Source organism: Flagellimonas aequoris (genome assembly GCF_003584165.1).
GTDB lineage: Bacteria > Bacteroidota > Bacteroidia > Flavobacteriales > Flavobacteriaceae > Flagellimonas > Flagellimonas aequoris.
Genome location: NZ_QXFJ01000024.1, coordinates 1 through 5,451, shown reverse-complemented (window position 1 = coordinate 5,451; position 5,451 = coordinate 1). Strand labels below are relative to the sequence as shown.

The following is a 5,451-nucleotide window of genomic DNA, read 5'->3' as shown; positions in this document are numbered from 1 at the left end:
AAAAAAGCCCCTTCACATGTGTAAAGGGGCTTCGAGGAAGGCGGCGACCTACTCTCCCACCTGGTGTGGCAGTACCATCGGCGCAAACGGGCTTAACTTCCCTGTTCGGAATGGAAAGGGGTGGGCCCCGTCGCCATGGCCACCTAGATCTTCAATATCTTAATGATCGGTTACTGAGCGTAGCCGAAGTATGACATATGTTGGGACGGACCTTTGGCAAGGGCCGAAAAAAGAGTCAACGAAGTATGTTTTATAAGGGAGTCCCGAGAGGGCCTGCGCAAGCTTACGGGCAATTAGTACCGCTCGGCTGCATGCATCGCTGCACTTCCACCTACGGCCTATCGACGTGGTCATCTCCCACGGCCCTTTAAAGAGATCTCATCTTGTGGCGGGTTTCGCGCTTATATGCCTTCAGCGCTTATCCCATCCCGACTTAGCTACCCGGCGATGCCCCTGGCGGGACAACCGGTGCACCAGCGGTCGGTCCAGTTCGGTCCTCTCGTACTAGAACCAGATCCACTCAAATCTCTCACGCCCGCAGTAGATAGAGACCGAACTGTCTCACGACGTTCTGAACCCAGCTCGCGTGCCACTTTAATGGGCGAACAGCCCAACCCTTGGGACCTTCTCCAGCCCCAGGATGTGACGAGCCGACATCGAGGTGCCAAACCCCCCCGTCGATGTGAGCTCTTGGGGGAGATCAGCCTGTTATCCCCGGCGTACCTTTTATCCTTTGAGCGATGGCCCTTCCATGCGGAACCACCGGATCACTATGCTCTAGTTTCCTACCTGTTCGACCTGTATGTCTCACAGTCAAGCGCCCTTGTGCCATTGCACTCTGCACACGATTGCCAACCGTATTGAGGGCACCTTTAGAAGCCTCCGTTACTCTTTTGGAGGCGACCACCCCAGTCAAACTACCCACCACGCACTGTCCCCATTGCTGGGTTAGGCCCCGGACAAACGAAGGCTGGTATTTCAACAACGGATCCACACTGCCTGGCGACAGCGCTTCAAATCCTCCCAGCTATCCTACACATCCCTTGCCCAGGGTCAATACGAAGCTATAGTAAAGGTGCACGGGGTCTTTTCGTCCCACTGCGGGTAACCGGCATCTTCACCGATACTACAATTTCACCGAGATCATGGTTGAGACAGTGCCCAGATCGTTGCACCATTCGTGCAGGTCGGAACTTACCCGACAAGGAATTTCGCTACCTTAGGACCGTTATAGTTACGGCCGCCGTTTACCGGGGCTTCAGTTCAACGCTTCACCTTGCGGCTGACGTCTCCCTTTAACCTTCCGGCACCGGGCAGGTGTCAGGCCCTATACGTCATCTTTCGATTTGGCAGAGCCCTGTGTTTTTGATAAACAGTCGCCTGGGCCTATTCACTGCGGCTTACCGAAGTAAGCGACGCTTCTCCCGAAGTTACGCGTCCATTTTGCCTAGTTCCTTAACCATGAATCTCTCGAGCGCCTTAGAATTCTCATCCCGACCACCTGTGTCGGTTTACGGTACGGGCCGCAATGCTCGCTTTTCTTGGAGGCGCCTCCGCTGGATTATCACCGCGGCCGTGGCCTTGGTGTACTATCCCCGAAGGTTCAACGTGCTATTCCGTCAGCACGCACCAACTATGGCGCCCCGTCACTTTTGTCGCATTGCGGGTAGCGGAATATTAACCGCTTGTCCATCCACTGCCCCTTCCGGGTTCGTGTTAGGTCCCGACTGACCCCCGGCTGATTAGCATGGCCGGGGAAACCTTGGTCTTTCGGCGTGCGGGTTTCTCGCCCGCATTATCGTTACTTATGCCTACATTTTCGTTTCCGTACGCTCCACGGGACCTCGCAGGCCCGCTTCAACGCAGAACGGAATGCTCCCCTACCACTCCTTGGAGTCCATAGCTTCGGTAATGTGCTTATGCCCGATCATTATCCATGCGGGACCGCTCGACCAGTGAGCTGTTACGCACTCTTTAAATGGATGGCTGCTTCCAAGCCAACATCCTGGCTGTCAATGCAGTCCCACCGCGTTTTGTCAACTTAGCACATATTTGGGGACCTTAGCTGATGGTCCGGGTTCTTTCCCTCTCGGACATGGACCTTAGCACCCATGCCCTCACTGCCCTGAAACATTATATAGCATTCGGAGTTTGTCAGGAATTGGTAGGCGGTGAAGCCCCCGCATCCAATCAGTAGCTCTACCTCTATATAACTATCAGGACGCTGCACCTAAATGCATTTCGGGGAGTACGAGCTATTTCCGAGCTTGATTGGCCTTTCACCCCTACCCACAGGTCATCCCAAGACTTTTCAACGTCAACGGGTTCGGTCCTCCACTATGTGTTACCACAGCTTCAACCTGCCCATGGGTAGATCGCACGGTTTCGCGTCTACTACTACCGACTAGAGCGCCCTGTTCAGACTCGCTTTCGCTGCGGCTGCGCACCATAAGTGCTTAACCTTGCCGGTAAAAGTAACTCGTAGGCTCATTATGCAAAAGGCACGCCGTCACCGGTAAACCGGCTCCGACCGCTTGTAGGCGTATGGTTTCAGGGTCTTTTTCACTCCGTTGTTCACGGTTCTTTTCACCTTTCCCTCACGGTACTGGTACACTATCGGTCTCCCAGGAGTATTTAGCCTTGGCGGATGGTCCCGCCGGATTCACACAGGGTTTCACGTGCCCCGCGCTACTCAGGATACCACTATCTTTAACGCTCCTTGCCTGTACCGGGCTATCACCGTCTACGGCCCCTCTTTCCAAAGGGTTCCAGTTCGTCGCGCAAAGAACATCGTGGTCCTACAACCCCAACATTGCCGAGACAACGTTGGTTTGGGCTGTTCCGATTTCGCTCGCCACTACTCTCGGAATCACTCTTGTTTTCTCTTCCTCCGCCTACTTAGATGTTTCAGTTCAGCGGGTTCGCCCACCTTGCGGTGTGACAGGCCTTCAACCTGCCGGGTTGCCCCATTCGGACACCCACGGATCAAAGCTCATGTGCAGCTCCCCGTGGATTTTCGCAGCTTATCGCGTCCTTCGTCGCCTCTGAGAGCCTAGGCATCCCCCATACGCCCTTCTTTTGCTTGTCGCACCCGTACCAAGTACGGATGCCCTCTCGTAATCCTTATATATTCTATTCTACTTCGTGTTTCTTCTTTTGACTTCGCCATGATGGTATAAACCATCACGCTCCGTCCCAATATGTCAATGAACTTTTGTGCCAAACTTGATTTGGCATCCCTCCGGGAAATTACCGACCTTGATCGGTGCCGCCCCTTCGGGATCCCCGCATCCGCGGGGAAAATGTGGAGAATAAGGGAGTCGAACCCTTGACCTCCTGCGTGCAAGGCAGGCGCTCTAGCCAGCTGAGCTAATTCCCCATATACCAGTAGTTGGTACATAGTAGTTAGTAGCCAGAAAACGATCAACTACCTTCTCAACTTCTAGAATTTCCTTTCAATACTTTTTTAAAGAACCTTTATAGACCTTGAACCTAAAACTCAAAACCTATGACCGCGGCCTTCGCCGCCTCCGTAGTCTCAGGCAGACTCGAACTGCCGACCTCTACATTATCAGTGTAGCGCTCTAACCAGCTGAGCTATGAGACTGTCTTGGCCTAAAAATTCGCCAGTATATCAAAAAAACATATTGTGAACGACAGCATAAAGGTAAAGGACCACCTCGTGCGGGGCCCGAACAACCTCCGGGCGTCTCTTTCTCTAGAAAGGAGGTGTTCCAGCCGCACCTTCCGGTACGGCTACCTTGTTACGACTTAGCCCTAGTTACCGATTTTGCCCTAGGCCGCTCCTTGCGGTGACGGACTTCAGGCACTCCCGGCTTCCATGGCTTGACGGGCGGTGTGTACAAGGCCCGGGAACGTATTCACCGGATCATGGCTGATATCCGATTACTAGCGATTCCAGCTTCACGGGGTCGAGTTGCAGACCCCGATCCGAACTGTGACCGGTTTTATAGATCCGCGCCCCCTTGCGGGGTGGCTTCCCTCTGTACCGGCCATTGTAGCACGTGTGTGGCCCAGGACGTAAGGGCCGTGATGATTTGACGTCGTCCCCACCTTCCTCACGGTTTGCACCGGCAGTCCCGTTAGAGTCCCCATCTTTACATGCTGGCAACTAACGGCAGGGGTTGCGCTCGTTATAGGACTTAACCTGACACCTCACGGCACGAGCTGACGACAACCATGCAGCACCTTGCAGGCAGTCCGAAGAAAGGGATGTCTCCACCCCATGCAGCCTGCATTTAAGCCCTGGTAAGGTTCCTCGCGTATCATCGAATTAAACCACATGCTCCACCGCTTGTGCGGGCCCCCGTCAATTCCTTTGAGTTTCATTCTTGCGAACGTACTCCCCAGGTGGGATACTTATCACTTTCGCTTGGCCACGGAGCACGAATGCCCCACAGCTAGTATCCATCGTTTACGGCGTGGACTACCGGGGTATCTAATCCCGTTCGCTACCCACGCTTTCGTCCATCAGCGTCAGTACATGGTTGGTCACCTGCCTTCGCGATCGGTGTTCTATGTGATATCTATGCATTTCACCGCTACACCACATGTTCCGGCAACCCCACCATGACTCAAGACCTGCAGTATCAAAGGCAATTTTATGGTTGAGCCACAAACTTTCACCCCTGACTTACAGGCCCGCCTACGGACCCTTTAAACCCAATGATTCCGGATAACGCTCGGACCCTCCGTATTACCGCGGCTGCTGGCACGGAGTTAGCCGGTCCTTATTCTTACGGTACCGTCAGCCACCTACACGTAGGTGGGTTTCTTCCCGTATAAAAGCAGTTTACAACCCATAGGGCCGTCATCCTGCACGCGGCATGGCTGGATCAGTCTTCCGACCATTGTCCAATATTCCTCACTGCTGCCTCCCGTAGGAGTCTGGTCCGTGTCTCAGTACCAGTGTGGGGGATCCCCCTCTCAGGGCCCCTAACCATCGTTGCCTTGGTAAGCCGTTACCTTACCAACTAGCTAATGGTACGCATGGCCATCCCTGTCCGATAAATCTTTAATCAGGTCATCATGCGATGTCCCGATACCATGGGGCATTAATCCAAGTTTCCCTGGGCTATTCCCCTGACAGGGGCAGGTTCCATACGCGTTCCGCACCCGTGCGCCGGTCTCAAGGGTGCAAGCACCCTCTACCCCTCGACTTGCATGTGTTAGGCCTGCCGCTAGCGTTCATCCTGAGCCAGGATCAAACTCTTCATTGTATTTCCTTGAATGTCTGTCCGACACCCGGAAATATCCGGGCCCCCGCATCAAAATGGTTCTTATTCTCTTTACGCTGTCGTTACAATATGTATATGAACTTCTTCTTGTTTTTCCCGAAAAAAAAATCGGCCACTCGACCAATCCCCCTCTCGAAAACGCCCTGCCTCATCAGCTAAGCGGGTGCAAATATAAGAACGTTATCCCGACTCC

At 53.8% G+C, this 5,451-nt stretch carries 2 tRNA genes and 3 rRNA genes; all 5 read right to left on the bottom strand.

What is annotated here, in order from left to right:
* Nucleotides 1–35: 35 nt before the first annotated feature.
* Nucleotides 36–147 (bottom strand): 5S ribosomal RNA (rrf, locus tag D2U88_RS11110).
* Between the two features lie 126 nt (nucleotides 148–273).
* A 23S ribosomal RNA gene (locus D2U88_RS11105) occupies nucleotides 274–3,089 on the bottom strand.
* 216 nt (nucleotides 3,090–3,305) lie between these two features.
* Nucleotides 3,306–3,379, bottom strand: a tRNA-Ala gene (locus D2U88_RS11100).
* Nucleotides 3,380–3,533: 154 nt separating this feature from the next.
* A tRNA-Ile gene (locus D2U88_RS11095) sits at nucleotides 3,534–3,607 on the bottom strand.
* Nucleotides 3,608–3,722: 115 nt separating this feature from the next.
* Nucleotides 3,723–5,240 (bottom strand): 16S ribosomal RNA (locus D2U88_RS11090).
* Together the 16S, 23S and 5S rRNA genes with 2 tRNA genes alongside form the textbook arrangement of a ribosomal RNA operon.
* Nucleotides 5,241–5,451 lie beyond the last annotated feature (211 nt).